The sequence below is a fragment of the Gammaproteobacteria bacterium genome (assembly GCA_016712635.1).
In the GTDB taxonomy this organism is placed as follows: Bacteria; Pseudomonadota; Gammaproteobacteria; order SZUA-140; family SZUA-140; genus JADJWH01.
Window position 1 is genome coordinate 36115 of sequence record JADJQS010000007.1, and the last position, 15038, is coordinate 51152.

14 protein-coding genes are annotated in these 15038 nt (G+C 65.3%); 12 read left to right on the top strand and 2 right to left on the bottom strand.

Annotation, left to right across the window (positions count from 1 at the left end; all coding sequences use genetic code 11):
• The first annotated feature begins 154 nt into the window (after window positions 1-154).
• The 7 genes from ilvC (at window position 155) to IPK65_09865 (ending at window position 6499) form a co-directional block, all read left to right on the top strand.
• On the top strand, window positions 155-1171 hold the full coding sequence (ilvC, locus tag IPK65_09835; protein MBK8163422.1) for a ketol-acid reductoisomerase: 1017 nt from the start codon (window positions 155-157) through the stop codon (window positions 1169-1171).
• 98 nt (window positions 1172-1269) lie between these two features.
• Entirely contained in the window at window positions 1270-2076 is an 807-nt protein-coding gene (gene pssA / locus IPK65_09840) for a CDP-diacylglycerol--serine O-phosphatidyltransferase (protein ID MBK8163423.1), read from the top strand.
• Between the two features lie 320 nt (window positions 2077-2396).
• Window positions 2397-3947, top strand: coding sequence for a 2-isopropylmalate synthase (locus tag IPK65_09845; GenBank protein ID MBK8163424.1), 1551 nt, complete (start codon window positions 2397-2399; stop codon window positions 3945-3947).
• Between the two features lie 24 nt (window positions 3948-3971).
• On the top strand, window positions 3972-4688 hold the full coding sequence (locus IPK65_09850) for a uracil-DNA glycosylase (GenBank protein ID MBK8163425.1): 717 nt from the start codon (window positions 3972-3974) through the stop codon (window positions 4686-4688).
• A 10-nt stretch (window positions 4689-4698) separates the two neighbouring features.
• Complete coding sequence (gene rimI, locus IPK65_09855) at window positions 4699-5181, top strand: ribosomal protein S18-alanine N-acetyltransferase (protein MBK8163426.1); 483 nt, start codon at window positions 4699-4701, stop codon at window positions 5179-5181.
• A 27-nt stretch (window positions 5182-5208) separates the two neighbouring features.
• Window positions 5209-5658, top strand: coding sequence for a hypothetical protein (locus tag IPK65_09860; GenBank protein MBK8163427.1), 450 nt, complete (start codon window positions 5209-5211; stop codon window positions 5656-5658).
• A 97-nt stretch (window positions 5659-5755) separates the two neighbouring features.
• Window positions 5756-6499 carry a hypothetical protein gene (locus IPK65_09865; GenBank protein ID MBK8163428.1) on the top strand — a complete coding sequence of 248 codons (744 nt, stop codon included), beginning with the start codon at window positions 5756-5758 and terminating at the stop codon, window positions 6497-6499.
• A gap of 315 nt (window positions 6500-6814) precedes the next feature.
• Here IPK65_09865 and ettA read toward each other — a convergent pair whose 3' ends face one another.
• Window positions 6815-8488 carry an energy-dependent translational throttle protein EttA gene (gene ettA, locus IPK65_09870; protein MBK8163429.1) on the bottom strand — a complete coding sequence of 558 codons (1674 nt, stop codon included), beginning with the start codon at window positions 8486-8488 and terminating at the stop codon, window positions 6815-6817.
• 144 nt (window positions 8489-8632) lie between these two features.
• On the opposite strand from ettA, the gene rimK reads away from it, so the two are divergent.
• Together rimK and IPK65_09880 are read left to right on the top strand one after the other, a co-directional pair.
• A complete protein-coding gene (rimK, locus tag IPK65_09875) occupies window positions 8633-9538 on the top strand; it encodes a 30S ribosomal protein S6--L-glutamate ligase (protein ID MBK8163430.1) in 906 nt (301 codons plus the stop codon).
• On the top strand, window positions 9498-10592 hold the full coding sequence (locus tag IPK65_09880) for a succinylglutamate desuccinylase/aspartoacylase family protein (GenBank protein MBK8163431.1): 1095 nt from the start codon (window positions 9498-9500) through the stop codon (window positions 10590-10592). Before rimK ends, IPK65_09880 begins: the two co-directional genes overlap by 41 nt.
• 79 nt (window positions 10593-10671) lie before the next feature.
• On the opposite strand, the gene IPK65_09885 is transcribed toward IPK65_09880, so the two are convergent.
• Window positions 10672-11139, bottom strand: a complete 468-nt coding sequence (locus IPK65_09885; GenBank protein ID MBK8163432.1) for an ATP-dependent zinc protease — start codon at window positions 11137-11139, stop codon at window positions 10672-10674.
• Window positions 11140-11243: 104 nt separating this feature from the next.
• On the opposite strand from IPK65_09885, the gene prmB reads away from it, so the two are divergent.
• From prmB to hemN, 3 genes are all read left to right on the top strand, one after another.
• A complete protein-coding gene (prmB, locus tag IPK65_09890; protein MBK8163433.1) occupies window positions 11244-12245 on the top strand; it encodes a 50S ribosomal protein L3 N(5)-glutamine methyltransferase in 1002 nt (333 codons plus the stop codon).
• Between the two features lie 67 nt (window positions 12246-12312).
• Window positions 12313-13575: an MFS transporter gene (locus IPK65_09895; protein MBK8163434.1), complete on the top strand. Its 1263-nt coding sequence runs from the start codon at window positions 12313-12315 to the stop codon at window positions 13573-13575.
• Window positions 13576-13635: 60 nt separating this feature from the next.
• Window positions 13636-15024: an oxygen-independent coproporphyrinogen III oxidase gene (gene hemN / locus IPK65_09900; protein ID MBK8163435.1), complete on the top strand. Its 1389-nt coding sequence runs from the start codon at window positions 13636-13638 to the stop codon at window positions 15022-15024.
• Window positions 15025-15038 lie beyond the last annotated feature (14 nt).

A 15038-nucleotide genomic window follows, 5' to 3' on the forward strand; every position in this document is an offset into this window, starting at 1 on the left:
GGGAATCCATGCCGTCGAACCCTGGATGCCCGCTTTCGCGGGCATGACGAGCAAAACGGAATCTTCCCTGATCGGCACCCGCTTGCCGGGGCTGCGCCCGGTGTAACCATCGACCTGAATGACATTTGCCAACGAGAAAGCAGGGAAACCATCCATGAAAATCTACTACGACAAAGACGCCGACCTTTCCATCATCCGCAAGCTGAAGGTCGCCATCATCGGCTACGGTTCGCAGGGCCATGCCCACGCCAACAACCTGAAGGATTCCGGCGTGTCCGTCGTCGTCGGCCTGCGTCCCGACTCGGGTTCGGCAGCGAAGGCGAAGAAGGCCGGGCTGGAGGTCAAGACGATAAAGGACGCGGTCGCCTGGGCCGACGTGGTGATGATCCTGGCGCCGGATGAGCATCAGGCGCGCCTGTACCGCGAGGACATCGTTCCGAACATCAGGAAGGGCGCGGCGCTCGCCTTCGCGCACGGCTTCAACATCCACTTCGGCCAGATCGAGCCGCGCGCGGACCTCGACGTGATCATGATCGCGCCCAAGGGCCCCGGCCACCTGGTGCGCTCCACCTACACCCAGGGCGGCGGCGTGCCGAGCCTGATCGCGATCCACCAGGACGCGAGCGGCCGCGCGAAGGACATCGCGCTGTCCTATGCCAGCGCCAACGGCGGCGGCCGCGCCGGCATCATCGAGACCAACTTCCGCGAGGAGACCGAGACCGACCTGTTCGGCGAGCAGGCCGTGCTGTGCGGCGGCGCCACCGCGCTGGTGCAGGCCGGCTTCGAGACCCTGGTCGAGGCGGGCTACGCCCCCGAGATGGCCTACTTCGAGTGCCTGCACGAGCTCAAGCTGATCGTCGACCTGATGTACGAGGGCGGCATCGCCAACATGCGCTACTCGATCTCCAACACCGCCGAGTACGGCGACCTGACGCGCGGCCCGCGCATCGTCACCGACGAGACGCGCGCCGAGATGCGGCGCATCCTGAAGGAGATCCAGACCGGCGAGTTCGCGCGCGAATTCATCCTGGAGAACATGGGCGGCGCCGCGACGCTGAAGGCCAAGCGCCGCATCGGCCGCGAGCACCAGATCGAGGTGGTCGGCGAGAAGCTGCGCAGCATGATGCCGTGGATCAAGGCCAACAAGATCGTCGACCGCGACAGGAACTGACATCCCGTCCGGCCGCATGCAATACCCGCGGGGTTGCCCTTGGATTGAAGGGCAACCCCGTTTCCTTATAATAGCCCTCACTCCGACCGGATAGCGGCATGCACGACGAGACCAGGGAACCCAGGCGCCACCGCGGAATCTACCTGCTGCCCAACCTGCTCACGACCGCGGCGCTGTTCGCCGGCTTCTACGCCATCGTCGCGGCCTCGCGCGGGCACTTCGACGCCGCCGCGGTCGCGATCTTCACCGCCATGATCCTCGACGGCATGGACGGGCGCATCGCGCGCATCACGCACACCCAGAGCGAATTCGGCGCCCAGTACGACAGCCTGTCCGACATGATCGCCTTCGGCCTCGCCCCGGCGCTGGTGATGTACGAGTGGTCGCTGGCGAGCCTCGGCAAGCTTGGCTGGCTGGCCGCCTTCGTCTACACCGCCTGCGCGGCGCTGCGCCTCGCGCGCTTCAACACCCAGCTCGGGATCGTCGACAAGGCCTACTTCCAGGGCCTCGCCTCCCCGTCCGCCGCGGCGCTGATCGCCGGCCTGGTGTGGGTCGGGGCGGACTACGGCATGCCGGGCGAGGACATCGTCCTGTTCACCTTCCCGCTCACCGTGCTGACCGGCCTCCTGATGGTCAGCAACATCCGCTACAAGAGCTTCAAGGACCTCGACCTGCGCGGCAGGATCCCCTTCGTCGCCGTGCTGGTGATCGTGCTCGTCTTCGTCTTCATCTCGATCGATCCGCCGCTGGTGCTGTTCAGCATGGCCCTGATCTACACCGTGTCCGGCCCGGTCATGACCCTGTTCCAGCGCCGCCGGCGCCTGCGCGAGCGCCATCTGCCCCCGCCGCCCGAGCCGGAGGCGGGCGAGGCAGGCGCCGACGAGGACCGTCATTCCAGCCGCTAAAGCGCCGCCCGCCGCGGCCGATGCCTGTTACAGGGCGCGGCGTCCGGTGCCGCGCTTGGCATCCGTTCAAACTTGGTCTATAGTCGCCACATGGGTATAGCAAGCACAACCGGTTCCATCCTTTCGCGCGCGGCCGTCTCCGGCCGTTCCGGCGTTGTGTTTGCCCGTGCCTCCCTGTTGTCCCTGCGACTGCTGCTGCCGTAAGGCAGCCACCGACCCGTTTCCCCCATTACGCAGTTCCCACGCCCCGACCGAGGCGCAGCGCCGATTTGTGCGCGCCTGACGGTGGGGTAAACTGAGCGCTACCCAGGAGCAGACCCATGAGCGGCAAAGACAGACTCATCATATTCGATACCACCATGCGCGACGGCGAGCAGAGCCCCGGCGCGGCCATGACGAAGGAAGAAAAGGTGCGCATCGCCAAGGCGCTGGAGCGCATGCGCGTCGACGTCATCGAGGCCGGCTTCCCGATCGCGAGCCCGGGCGACTTCGAGGCCGTGCAGGCGGTCGCCGAGGCGGTGAAGGACAGTACCGTGTGCGGCCTCGCGCGCGCGCTGGACAAGGACATCGACCGCGCCGGCGAGGCGCTGAAGAATGCGGCCTCCGGCCGCATCCACACCTTCATCGCCACCTCGCCCATCCACATGCAGCAGAAGCTGCGCATGACGCCGGAGCAGGTGCTGGCGCAGGCGGTGCACGCGGTGAAGCGCGCGCGCCAGTACACCGACGACGTCGAGTTCTCCGCCGAGGACGCGGTGCGCTCCGAGTTCGACTTCCTGTGCCGCGTGTTCGAGGCGGCGATCAAGGCCGGCGCGCGCACCATCAACGTGCCGGACACGGTCGGCTACAGCATCCCCGGCCTGTGGGGCGAGCGCATCAGGCAGCTCATCGAGCGCGTGCCCGGCGCGGACACGGTGGTATGGTCCACCCACTGCCACAACGACCTCGGCATGGCGGTTGCGAATTCGCTCGCCGCGGTGCTGGCCGGGGCGCGCCAGGTCGAGTGCACCATCAACGGTCTCGGCGAGCGCGCGGGCAACGCCAGCCTGGAGGAGGTCGTCATGGCGGTGAAGGTCCGCCGCGACGTCTTCCCCTGCGACAGCAACATCGATACCACCCAGATCGTGCCGACTTCCAAGCTGGTCAGCCAGATCACCGGCTACCCGGTGCAGCCGAACAAGGCGGTGGTCGGCGCCAACGCCTTCGCGCACGAGTCCGGCATCCACCAGGACGGCGTGCTGAAGAGCCGCGAGACCTACGAGATCATGCGCGCGCAGGACGTCGGCTGGACCACCAACAAGCTCACGCTCGGCAAGCTCTCCGGCCGCAACGCCTTCCGCGCGCGCCTGCAGGATCTCGGCATCCAGCTCGACGGCGAGGAGGCGCTCAACGCCGCCTTCGCCCGCTTCAAGGAGCTCGCCGACAAGAAGTCGGAGATCTTCGACGAGGACATCCAGGCGCTGGTCAGTGAGACCTACCAGCAGGAGGGCGACGAGCGCATCAAGCTGGTCTACCTGCGCGTGTGCTCGGAGACCGGCACCGCGCCCGAGGCGCAGCTCACGCTGACGGTGGACGGCAGCGAGTGCCGCGCGCATGCCACCGGCGGCGGCCCGGTCGACGCCGCGTTCAAGGCGATCGAGTCGGTGGTGAAGAGCGGCACGACGCTGCAGCTCTATTCGGTCAACAACATCACCAGCGGCACCGACTCGCAGGGCGAGGTGACGGTACGGCTGGAGCGGGGCGGGCGCATCGTCAACGGGCAGGGCGCGGACACCGACATCGTCGTCGCCTCCGCCAAGGCCTACATCAACGGCGTGAACAAGATCCTCGAGCCGCTGCAGCGCCAGCACCCGCAGCAGGTGCAGCTGTAACGCGGCGCCGATGAGCGTGCAGGGATGAGCGACGCGCTGCGGCGGCGGCAATACCTGGAGGCCATGGGCATCCAGGCCTGGGTCGAGCGCGGGTCGCCGTCGCCGACCGCGGCCGTCGCCGAACCGGCATCCTCGTATCCGGACCGCGGGACGGATGAGGCGGGCGGCGACATCGCGCGCCTCGACTGGGACGCGCTGCAGCAGCGCGTCGCGGGCTGCGCGCTGTGCGGCCTGGAAAAGACACGCACGCAGACCGTGTTTGGCGTCGGCAGCCGCGAGGCACAGTGGATGGTCGTCGGCGAGGCACCCGGCGCGGACGAGGACAAGCAGGGCGAGCCCTTCGTCGGCCGCGCCGGCCAGTTGCTGAACGAGATGCTGTGGGCGCTCGGCCTCGAGCGCGGCGCGGTCTACATCGCCAACGTGCTGAAGTGCCGCCCGCCCGGCAACCGCGACCCGAATCCCGACGAGGTCGCCTGCTGCGAGCCCTACCTGAAGCGGCAGGTGGCGCTGATCCAGCCGAAGCTCATCCTCGCCGTCGGCCGCATCGCCGCGCAGAACCTGCTCAAGACCGACACCCGCATCGGCGCGCTGCGTGGCCGCGTGCATCGCTACGCCGACACCGGCATCCCGCTGGTGGTGACCTATCATCCCGCCTATCTGCTGCGCTCGCCGCTGGAAAAACGCAAGGCCTGGGACGACCTGCAGCTCGCCGCCCGCACCCTGGCCGGGGACGCGGGCTGAGGGAAACCGCATGGCCTCGGCGCGCATCGACGAACCCCCGTCACCCGCGCCGGCCCGCCGCTTCCGCGCCATGCGCCTGGCCGACCTGCCGGTGGTGATGGACATCGAGCAGCGCGCCTATGAATTCTGCTGGACCGAAGGCATCTTCCGCGACTGCCTCACTGTCGGCTACCGCTGCCATGTGATCCTGCTCGACGGCATGATCGCCGGCTACGGCGTCATGGCCGCCGCCGCCGGCGAGTCTCACATCCTCAACCTCTGCATCGACCCCCACCTGCGCCGCCGCGGCCTCGGTCGCGCGCTGCTCGCCTATCTACTGGAAGACGCCGGCGCCGCAGGCGCGAAGACCATGCTGCTCGAGGTGCGCGAGTCGAACGCGGCGGGGATCGCGTTGTATGAGCAGATGGGGTTCAAGCGCATCGGGATGCGGAGGGGTTATTATCCGGCGAGGAATGGGAGGGAGGATGCGATTATGTTGGAGCGGGAGATTTAGTGCTGAATTTTAATTGGAGAGAGCTAAATGGCGGACCTGGAAAATGGATATTATCGGTTTGCAAGGTGGCAGGGCATCACCCGTGAGCAACTTGGGGCCACTTCAAATTTAGTGCTTGGGCTAGCTACTGGTTTGCTCGCATTTACAACGTTGCTTCTGCTTGATGAGAAGTTGGTAACAACTTTCGCATTAGATTCTGGCATTACAGCATGTTTTTTTCTTGTAATGTCAGTTGTATTAGCTCTGTGGTGTGCAATAAATCGTCTTACGGATTTTCGGGTTACTACCAAAATTGCAAACCCGAAAAATAGTAATGACCCTCGTCTTGAGGAATGGCGAGAAGAATCTAGATGTCTTGGAGAGATGACTTGGGGCATTTTTCGCGGCCAACTCTGGAGTTTTGCACTTGGTTCTGTTGCAGTGGGTATTGGTATTTTTATTCAGATTTTCTCAAGATATTGTGCTCATATCCTCTAGCTCTGTATTCGATGTAGATACTGTGATGCTGCGGCAGTCTCTAGCTTTTGCCTTAGCTCCAGGCCGACCGGCATGATTTTGGGACTTGGGTGATTATATGTTGATTCTAAGAATAGTATTTTTCTCTGCACTAATGGTTCTTTCGGGATGTGCCACAGTAGGACTACAACCACAATATCATGTCGAAGTTGACTCGCTGGCATCGTCAGAAGCCAAAGAAAAACATACCTATTTACTGCTACCAGGTAATGAAGGCGTTGAATGGGAAGATCTCCAGTTTCAAGAGTTTGCCATGTATCTTATGCGCGCCCTGAATTCTCAAGGTTTCATAGCGACTGATAAGGCCGAAGATGCTGATGTAGCTATAGTGTTGTCTTATGGAATTGGTGATCCGCGGGAGCATCAATATAGCTATGCTCTTCCTGTGTGGGGGAAAACTGGGATTTCTTCATCGCACACTTATGGAACTGCAACGTCTTATGGCAATTCTGTCAATTATTCAGGAACAACAACATACACTCCAACTTATGGTGTGACTGGTTATACAACCCAGATTGGGTCAGTAACAACTTATTACCGGTATGCGCTTATTACAGGGTATGATTTTAAAGCGTTTAAAGATTCAAATAAGCAAATTCAACTTTGGCGCACTACGATAACCAGTACAGGCTCCAGCGGTGATCTTCGGCAAGTATTTCCTATTCTTATTGGTGCAGCAATTCCATATTTGGCATCAAATACAGGTAAGAAAATTCCTGTTCGGCTCTATGAATCCGATGAGGTAGTTCGAGCGATTAAAGGCGAATCGCCTAGTAATGCAAATGATTCAACAAAACCCTAATATCAAGGAGGGGTGTGAAATGTCGGGCTTCATTTTATTCAGTCCAACCTACATATTCCCAGCACGATTAGTGCTATCGGAGACGGTTTTTGGGTTTCAACAGGCGTTCAGCAGTCTGTTTGCTGACTAGATTGGGCAATACCTCGCTGGCCGGCCGGGCGCGCTTGAAATCTGCCGCTGTCCATTCCGGGTTTTCCTTGTCAATCAGCCCGGGGTTAGGTTTGCGTTTCCTCATGTCGGCGTAGTTCTCATTGGCTGGTTACGTATTGAATGAATCAGCGGGGACAGATTGTGAAATCTGTCCCCGTTGCGGTTTTACTTCGTCAGCTTCTTGTACTTCAGCCGGTGCGGTGAATCCGCGTCGGTCCCCAGCCTTTTGTGCCGGTCGGCCTCGTAGTCCGCGTAGTTGCCCTGGAACCATTCGACGTGGCTGTCGCCCTCGAAGGCGAGGATGTGGGTGGCGATGCGGTCGAGGAACCATCTGTCATGCGAGATGACGACGGCGCAGCCGGGGAAGGCGAGTAATGCTTCTTCCAGTGCGCGCAGCGTCTCGACGTCGAGGTCGTTGGTCGGCTCGTCGAGCAGCAGCACGTTGCCGCCGCTCTTCAGGATCTTGGCCAGGTGAACGCGGTTGCGCTCGCCGCCGGACAGGTTGCCGATGTGCTTCTGCTGGTCGGTGCCCTTGAAGTTGAAGCGCGACAGGTAGGAGCGCGACGGCGTCTCGTATTTGCCGACCTGGATGATGTCCTGGCCGCCGGAGATCTCTTCCCATACCGTCTTCTTGTCGTCGAGCGAGTCGCGTGACTGGTCGACGCAGGCGAGGCTGACGGTCGCGCCGTAGACGATCTCACCGGAGTCCGGCGTGTCGGTGCCGGCCAGCATGCGGAACAGCGTGGTCTTGCCGGCGCCGTTGGGTCCGATGACGCCGACGATGCCGCCGGGCGGCAGGCTGAAGCTGAGGTCGTCTATTAATAAGGTGTCGCCGAAGCCCTTGCTCAGGCCCTTGACCTCGATCACCTGGTCGCCGAGGCGCGGGCCGGGCGGGATGAAGATCTCCTGGGTCTCGCTGCGCTTCTGCGATTCCTGCGAGGCCAGTTCCTCGAAGCGGGCGAGGCGCGCCTTGCTCTTGGCGTGGCGGCCCTTGGGGTTGGTGCGCACCCACTCGAGCTCGGCCTTCATGGCGCGCTGCTTGGCGCTCTCCTGCTTCTCTTCCGTCTCCAGCCGCTTTTCCTTCTGCTCCAGCCAGGAGGAATAATTGCCCTCCCACGGGATGCCGTGGCCGCGGTCGAGTTCGAGGATCCAGCCGGCGACGTTGTCGAGGAAGTAGCGGTCGTGGGTGATCGCGACCACGGTGCCGGGGAAGTCGTGCAGGAAGCGCTCCAGCCAGGCGACCGATTCGGCGTCGAGGTGGTTGGTCGGCTCGTCGAGCAGCAGCATGTCCGGCTTGGACAGCAGCAGCGTGCACAGCGCGACGCGGCGGCGCTCGCCGCCCGACAGTTTGCTGACGTCGGCGTCCCACGGCGGCAGACGCAGCGCGTCGGCGGCGATCTCCAGCGTGCGGTCCAGCTCCCAGCCGCCGGCGATCTCGATGGCGTCCTGCAGCTTGGCCTGCTGTTCCAGCAGGGCGTTCATCTCGTCGTCGCCCATCGGCTCGCCGAATTTCATGCTGATCTCGTTGAAGCGGTCGAGCAGGTCCTTCACCGGGCCGACGGCCTGCTCGACGTTGCCGCGCACGTCCTTGCCCGCATCGAGCTGCGGCTCCTGCGGCAGGTAGCCGATGCGGATGCCGGGCTGCGGGCGCGCCTCGCCGAGGTGGTCCTTGTCGACGCCGGCCATGATGCGGAGCAGGCTCGACTTGCCGGAGCCGTTGAGGCCCAGCACACCGATCTTGGCGCCGGGGAAAAATGACAGCGAAATGTCCTTGAGGATTTCACGCTTGGGCGGGACGACCTTGCCCACGCGGTTCATCGTGAAGATGTATTGCGCCATGAATGCTTCCCGGATAATGTTGATGAGGCCGTGGATCGGGCGGAATCTTAGCACACTCCCCGGCGGAGCGTGTCCCCCGCCGGCTGCACGGATGCGGCGGATCGCCGTGTAACAGCAGGTGCAACCGTCAGAGCCCGGTATCCGATGAGATTCGCCATCCTGTCACGCAAGCCCGGCCTCTACTCCACCCGCCGCATGGTCGAGGCGGCGCAGGCGCGCGGGCACGAGGCGCAGGTCATCGATCCGCTGCGCTGCTACATGAACATCGCCACCCACCGGCCGGGCATCTTCTACAAGGGCAAGGCACTGGAACCCTTCGACGTCGTCGTGCCGCGCATCGGGGCGTCGATCACCTTCTACGGTACTGCCGTGCTGCGCCAGTTCGAGATGCTGGGCGTCTACCCGCTCAACGAGTCGGTTGCGATCTCGCGCGCGCGCGACAAGCTGCGCTCGATGCAGCTCTTGTCGCGCAAGGGCATCGGCCTGCCGGTGACGGCCTTCGCCCACTCGCCGGACGACGTCGAGCACGTGATCTCGATGGTGGGCGGCGCGCCGCTGGTGATCAAGCTGCTGGAGGGGACGCAGGGCATCGGCGTGGTGCTGGCGGAGACGCGGCAGGCGGCGGAGAGCGTCATCGAGGCCTTCTTCGGCCTGAAGGCAAACATCCTGGTGCAGGAATACATCCGCGAGGCCGGCGGCGCCGACATCCGCTGCTTCGTCATCGGCGACAAGGTGGTGGCGGCGATGAAGCGGCAGGCGAAGGAGGGCGAGTTCCGCTCCAACCTGCACCGCGGCGGCGAGGCCTCCAGGGTCAAGCTGACGCCGGAGGAGCGTTCCACCGCGTTGCGCGCCGCGCGCGCGATCGGGCTGAACGTGGCCGGCGTCGACATACTGCGGTCCAATCACGGGCCGGTGGTGATGGAGGTGAATTCCACGCCCGGGCTGGAGGGCATCGAAGGGGTGACCGGCCTCGACATCGCCGGCCGGATGGTGGAGTTCGCGGAAAAAAATGCCAAGGCGAACCATACGCGCACGCGCGGCAAGGGCTGAGGCGGCGGCCGCGCCGTTCGAGATCGCGGGCGCAAAGGTCGCGCCCGGCGAACGCCGCACCGTAGACCTCAGCATCGCGCGCTTCTACACCCACAGCGAGCTGACCATGCCGGTGCACGTCGTGCACGGCCGCAGGCCGGGGCCGCGGCTGTTCATCTCCGCCGCGATGCACGGCGACGAGATCAACGGCGTCGAGATCATCCGCCGCCTGATCCGGCTGCCGCTGCTGGACCGCCTGCACGGCGTGCTGATCGCGGTGCCGATCGTCAACGTGCACGGCTTCATCGCGCAGTCGCGTTATCTGCCCGACCGGCGCGACCTCAACCGCAGCTTCCCCGGCAGCGGGCAGGGCTCGCTCGCGTCCCGGCTCGCGCACATGTTCACCAGGGAGGTCGTCAGCCGTTCCACCCACGGCATCGACCTGCACACCGGCGCACTGCACCGCAGCAACCTGCCGCAGGTGCGCGCGCGCCTGGAGGACGCGGAAACGCTGCGCCTGGCCGCGGCCTTCCACGTCCCGGTGCTGATCAACGCCGAGGTGCGGGCGGGCTCGGTGCGCGAGGTCGCGACCCGGCTCGGCATCCCGGTGCTGGTGTACGAGGGCGGCGAGGCGCTGCGCTTCGACGAGGACTCGATCCGCGTCGGCCTGCGCGGGGTGGTCGGGGTGATGCGCGAGCTCGGCATGCTGCCCCCGGCGCGGCCGAAGCGGCCGCACCACACCGGCGATTCGGTCATCGCGCGCTCCACCACGTGGCTGCGCGCGCCCAGCGGCGGCATTCTGCGCACGCTGCTGCCGCTCGGCAGCCACGTGCGCAAGGGCGAGGTGCTGGGCGTGGTCTCCGATCCCTTCGGCGAGCGCGAGATCACGCTCGAGGCGCCGACGCACGGCATCGTGATCGGCTGCCTCAACCTGCCGCTGGTCAATGAGGGGGACGCGGTGTTCCACATCGCGCGCTTCGCCCGGTTGCGCGAGGCCGCGGCGCGGGTGGCGGAATTCCGCAGCCGGCAGCAGGAGCTCGACCCCGAGCTGGTGGAGGAGGCGTCGGCGGATTGAGTCAAGAAATTCACGCGGGGACAGATTTATCGAGTGTAAGGGGACAGATTTATAAATCTGTCCCCATCATGGCATCGGTTCAGTGCGCCGCTGACGGCGCCTTGCCGACGAGGTAGGAGGCGTCGGGGAGGACCTGGAGGCGGTTGTCCATGGCGGTGCGCCCAAGCAGCATGCGGAAGCGCATCGGGTCGCGCGCGGTCAGCGTGATCTCGATCGGCCAGACATGGGGGCCGAGGTGCAGCGGCGTCGTGATCACGTAGCGCAGCTCGCGGTGGCCGCCCGAGTCGCTGACCCAGCGCCGGTCGATGACATGGGCGCGGCAGACGATGACGGTGCTGGTGTGCTTCTGCAGCGGGTGGATGCTGAAGCGCACCATGTCGCGGCTCTTCTCGCGGTAGGCCAGCAGTTCGAAGGTGTGCAGGGCGGAGGTGCGCGCGCCGGTGTCCACCTTGGCCTTGATGGCGTGGATGCCGAGCTCCGGCAGCGAGACCCATTCCCGCCAGCCGACCGCGATGCGTTTGTCCTGTGGTATAACTGCCTGTCCCATACGGTGGAACGGTATATCGAAATGTTGATGTCAGCGGCCCCGTCGACCAGTGTAGTGGCAATCACCCGCCCGCGGCAATCGCGCGGCAGTGGATTGGACGGATGATGCGGGATCAGACGACGACCATCGAGCAGGCCATACGCGGCGCCGCCGCGCGCTTCGAGCGCGCCGGCATCAGCTTCGGCCACGGCACCGACAATGCCCTGGACGAGGCGGCCTGGCTGGTGCTGGGCGCGCTGGGACTGCCGCCCGTGGTGCCGGATGCGGTGCTGGCGACCGTGCTGACGCGGGCGGAGCAGGCCGCGCTGGACGCGCTGGTGCGCCGGCGCGTGGAGGAGTGCATCCCGACCGCCTATCTGGTCCACGCCGCGTGGTTCTGCGGCCTGAAGTTCTACGTCGACGAGCGCGTGCTGGTGCCGCGCTCGCCGATCGCCGAACTGATCGAGGGCGGTTTCGAACCGTGGCTGGCGGCGGAGCATCCGGTGCGGCGCGTGCTGGACATCGGCACCGGCAGCGGCTGCATCGCGATGGCCTGCGCCTGCGCCTTCCCGGACGCCGAGGTCGACGCCGTGGACGTGTCGCCGGACGCGCTCGCGGTCGCGCGGCGCAACATCGCCGATCACGGCCTCGCGGGCCGCGTGCATGCGCTGGAATCCGACCTGTTCTCGGGCCTCGCCGGGCGGCGCTACGACATCATCGTCAGCAACCCGCCCTACGTCGACGCGGACGACATGGCCGCGCTGCCGCGCGAGTACCGCCACGAACCGGAGCTCGGGCTGGCCGGCGGTGAGGACGGGCTCGACATCGTCGTACGCCTGCTGCGCGCGGCGCCCGATCATCTCGCGCCCGGCGGCATACTCGTGGTCGAGGTCGGCAACAGCGAGGAGGCACTGGCGCGGCGCTTCCCCGGGGTGCCGTTCCTGTGGCTGGAGTTCGAGCGCGGCGGCGGCGGGGTGTTCCTGCTCACGGCCGAGCAGGTGAATGCGCACCGCGCGTCGCTTTGTGACAGCCTAGTTCTTGCCGTGGAAAGCGGGCGCATCGTTGAATGGGGACGGATTGTAAAATCCGTCCCCGACGTGCCTGGAGAGATGGGGACAGATTTGTAAATCTGTCCCCTTGCTCTCCGGTAAATAAATCCGTCCCCGCTGCATGCCGGGAATGGAAGGGAAAATCATGGCTATGGACCGCAAGGTACTCTCCTGGGCCTTCTATGACTGGGCGAACTCCGCCTATGCCACGGTGGTGATGGCGGGTTTCTTCCCGGTATTTTTCAAGCAGTACTGGGCTGCCGGCCTCACGACGGGGGAGAGCACCTTCGCGCTCGGTGTCGCCAATTCGCTCGCGAGCGTGCTGATCGCGCTGTGCGCGCCGCTGCTGGGCGCGATCGCGGACCGGGCCGGGGCGCGCAAGCGCCTGCTGCTGTTCTTCACCGTGCTGGGCGTGAGCGCAACGGCCTCGCTGTACCTGGTCGCGCAGGGGGAATACCTCGTCGCCGTCGCCTTCTACGTCGTCGCGACGCTGGGATTCATGGGCGGCAACCTGTTCTACGACTCCCTCATCGTCGAGGTCGCCTCGGAAGACCGCTTCGACCGCGTGTCGGCCTGGGGTTATGCCCTCGGCTACCTCGGCGGCGGCCTGCTGTTCGCCGTGCTGGTCGCGATGGCGGTGTTTCCGCAGCGCTTCGGCTTCGACGACGCCTCGCAGGTGGTGCGGCTTTCCTTCCTCGCGGTGGCGGTGTGGTGGATGGTGTTCTCGCTGCCGGTGCTGCTGTTCGTGCGCGAGGCTCCGCCCGCGGCCAGCTCGCTGGGCGCGGCGGTGCGCGCCGGCCTGCGCCAGCTCGTCGATACCTTCCATCACCTGCGCCAGATGCGCGTGGTCATGCTGTTCCTCGCCGCCTACTGGCTCTACATCGACGGCGTCGACACCATCATCCGCATGGCGGTGGATTACGGGCTCTCGCTCGGTTTCAGCTCCAACGACCTGATCACCGCGCTGCTGATCACCCAGTTCATCGGCTTTCCGGCGGCGATCGTCTTCGGCCGCATCGGCGAGCGCTTCGGCACCAAGACCGGCATCTTCATCGCGATCGCCGTCTACATGGTGGTGACGGTGTGGGCCGCGTTCATCGACTCGGTCGCCGGGTTCTACCAGATCGCGGTGGTGATCGGGCTGGTGCAGGGCGGCATCCAGTCGCTCAGCCGGGCGCTGTACGCGCGCCTGATTCCGCCGGACAAGACCGCCGAGTTCTTCGGTTTCTACAACATGCTGGGCAAATTCGCCGCCGTCATCGGCCCGGTCATGATGGGCTGGGTCGCGCTGCTGACCGGCAGCGCGCGCTTTTCGGTGCTGGCCCTGCTGGTGCTGTTCGTGCTGGGGGCGATGCTGCTCTATTTCGTCGACGTCGAGAAGGGGCGCGGCCTGCGCCGGGGGCTCTGAGCGGATTTCGCCCGTCCTGTCGGTCGCGTATAATGGCCATTCATCCACTGGGGGAATGGCATGGATCAATCGCTGTCCATCGACGACGGGCTGATACGGCGCTACGACAAGAGCGGGCCGCGCTATACCTCCTATCCGACGGCGGACCGCTTCCATGCCGGGTTCACCGCCGACGATTACCGCGCCTGCGCCGCCGCCACCCATGATGAGCCCGCGCTGCGGCCGCTGTCGCTGTATTTCCACATTCCGTTCTGCGACACGCTGTGCTTCTACTGCGCGTGCAACAAGATCGCGACCAAGAACCGCGCGCATGCCGTGCCGTACCTGGAGGCGCTGCACCGCGAGATCGCCCTGCAGGCCGGGCTGTTCGACCGTTCGCGCACCGTCGACCAGCTGCACTGGGGCGGCGGCACGCCGACCTTCATCAGCCACGAGCAGATGCGCGCGCTGATGCAGGCGACGCGCGAGCATTTCACGCTGCGTGACGACGACAGCGGCGAGTATTCCATCGAGATCGACCCGCGTGAAGTGAAGACCGACACCATCCGCCTGCTGCGCGAGCTGGGCTTCAACCGCATGAGCATGGGCGTGCAGGATTTCGACACGGTCGTGCAGCGCGCCGTCAACCGCCTGCAGGGCGAGGCGGAGACCTTCGCCGTGCTTGACCAGGCCCGCGCCGCCGGCTTCCATTCGGTCAGCATCGACCTGATCTACGGCCTGCCGTTCCAGAACCGGCAGGGTTTCATGGCTACGCTGGACAAGGTCATCGCCGCCGGTCCGGACCGGCTGTCGGTGTTCAACTACGCGCACCTGCCCGAACGCTTCGCGCCGCAGCGGCGCATCCGGGCCGAGGACCTGCCGCAGCCGGCGGAGAAGCTCGCCATCCTGCACGCGACCATCGACCGCCTGACCGCGGCGGGCTATGTCTACATCGGCATGGACCACTTCGCGCGGCCGGACGACGAACTCGCGGTGGCGCAGCGCGAGCGCACGCTGTACCGCAATTTCCAGGGCTATTCCACCCACGCCGACTGCGACCTGGTCGGGCTCGGCGTCACCTCCATCGGCATGGTCGGCGACTGCTATGCCCAGAACGTCAAGGAGCTGGACGAGTACCAGCGCCTGCTGGCGGAGGGCCGGCTGCCGGTCTACCGCGGCATCCGCCTCGACGCCGACGACCGCCTGCGGCGCGAGGTGATCACCCGCCTGATCTGCCACTTCGAGCTCGACATGCGCGCGATCGAGCGCGAATTCGCCATCGACTTCGCCGGTTATTTCGCCGCCGAGCTGCGCGACCTCGCGGCGATGCAGGCCGACGGCCTGCTCGACATCGGCGCGGACGTCATCACCGTGCATCCGGTCGGGCACCTGCTGATCCGCAACGTCTGCATGGTGTTCGACCGCTACCTGCGCGGCAGCGGCGAGCGGCGCTATTCCAAGGTGATCTGAGCCGCCGCGCAGGG

What these genes read in the sequence shown, in the direction of transcription:
- IPK65_09880 (MBK8163431.1), top strand. Translation starts at nt 9,498, where the DNA reads ATGCCAAGGCGAACCATACGCGCACGCGCGGCAAGGGCTGAGGCGGCG.
- hemN (MBK8163435.1), top strand. Translation starts at nt 13,636, where the DNA reads ATGGATCAATCGCTGTCCATCGACGACGGGCTGATACGGCGCTACGAC.
- rimI (MBK8163426.1), top strand. Translation starts at nt 4,699, where the DNA reads ATGGCCTCGGCGCGCATCGACGAACCCCCGTCACCCGCGCCGGCCCGC.
- ettA (MBK8163429.1), bottom strand. Translation starts at nt 8,488, where the DNA reads ATGGCGCAATACATCTTCACGATGAACCGCGTGGGCAAGGTCGTCCCG.
- IPK65_09850 (MBK8163425.1), top strand. Translation starts at nt 3,972, where the DNA reads ATGAGCGACGCGCTGCGGCGGCGGCAATACCTGGAGGCCATGGGCATC.
- pssA (MBK8163423.1), top strand. Translation starts at nt 1,270, where the DNA reads ATGCACGACGAGACCAGGGAACCCAGGCGCCACCGCGGAATCTACCTG.
- IPK65_09895 (MBK8163434.1), top strand. Translation starts at nt 12,313, where the DNA reads ATGGCTATGGACCGCAAGGTACTCTCCTGGGCCTTCTATGACTGGGCG.
- IPK65_09860 (MBK8163427.1), top strand. Translation starts at nt 5,209, where the DNA reads ATGGCGGACCTGGAAAATGGATATTATCGGTTTGCAAGGTGGCAGGGC.
- IPK65_09885 (MBK8163432.1), bottom strand. Translation starts at nt 11,139, where the DNA reads ATGGGACAGGCAGTTATACCACAGGACAAACGCATCGCGGTCGGCTGG.
- rimK (MBK8163430.1), top strand. Translation starts at nt 8,633, where the DNA reads ATGAGATTCGCCATCCTGTCACGCAAGCCCGGCCTCTACTCCACCCGC.
- IPK65_09865 (MBK8163428.1), top strand. Translation starts at nt 5,756, where the DNA reads ATGTTGATTCTAAGAATAGTATTTTTCTCTGCACTAATGGTTCTTTCG.
- IPK65_09845 (MBK8163424.1), top strand. Translation starts at nt 2,397, where the DNA reads ATGAGCGGCAAAGACAGACTCATCATATTCGATACCACCATGCGCGAC.
- prmB (MBK8163433.1), top strand. Translation starts at nt 11,244, where the DNA reads ATGCGGGATCAGACGACGACCATCGAGCAGGCCATACGCGGCGCCGCC.
- ilvC (MBK8163422.1), top strand. Translation starts at nt 155, where the DNA reads ATGAAAATCTACTACGACAAAGACGCCGACCTTTCCATCATCCGCAAG.